The organism is Neisseria sp. P0001.S005 (genome assembly GCF_051963715.1).
This window is the reverse complement of record NZ_JBQCTZ010000548.1, coordinates 1-518: the sequence shown is the minus strand read 5'-3', so window position 1 is coordinate 518 and position 518 is coordinate 1. Positions and strand designations below refer to the sequence as shown.

Genomic DNA, 518 nt, shown 5'->3' with positions numbered 1-518 from the left:
GAAGTAATGCGCTTCTGCCAAGCCTTTATGACCGAACTCTACCGCCACATCGGCGCCGACACCGACGTCCCTGCCGGCGACATCGGCGTAGGCGGCCGCGAAATCGGCTATCTGTTCGGCCAATACAAAAAAATCCGCAACGAATTTGCTTCCGTCCTGACCGGCAAAGGCCTCGAATGGGGCGGCAGCCTGATTCGCCCTGAAGCCACCGGCTACGGCTGCGTGTATTTTGCCCAAGCTATGTTGGAAACCCGCAACGACAGCATCGAAGGCAAACGCGTATTGATTTCCGGCTCCGGCAACGTGGCGCAATACGCTGCCGAAAAAGCCATCCAACTGGGTGCAAAAGTATTGACCGTTTCCGACTCCAACGGCTTTGTCCTCTTCCCTGACAGCGGCATGACCGAAGCGCAATTGGCCGCTTTGATCGAGCTGAAAGAAGTACGCCGCGAACGCGTGGCCACTTACGCCAAAGAACAAGGCCTGCAATACTTTGAAAACCAAAAACCGTGGAACAT

General features: G+C 55.8%; 1 protein-coding gene. It reads left to right on the top strand.

Translation table 11 applies throughout. From position 1 onward, the window contains the following. Nucleotides 1–518: Glu/Leu/Phe/Val dehydrogenase dimerization domain-containing protein (locus ACTHSP_RS21590; protein WP_440346954.1), on the top strand; the 518-nt coding region annotated here is incomplete at both ends.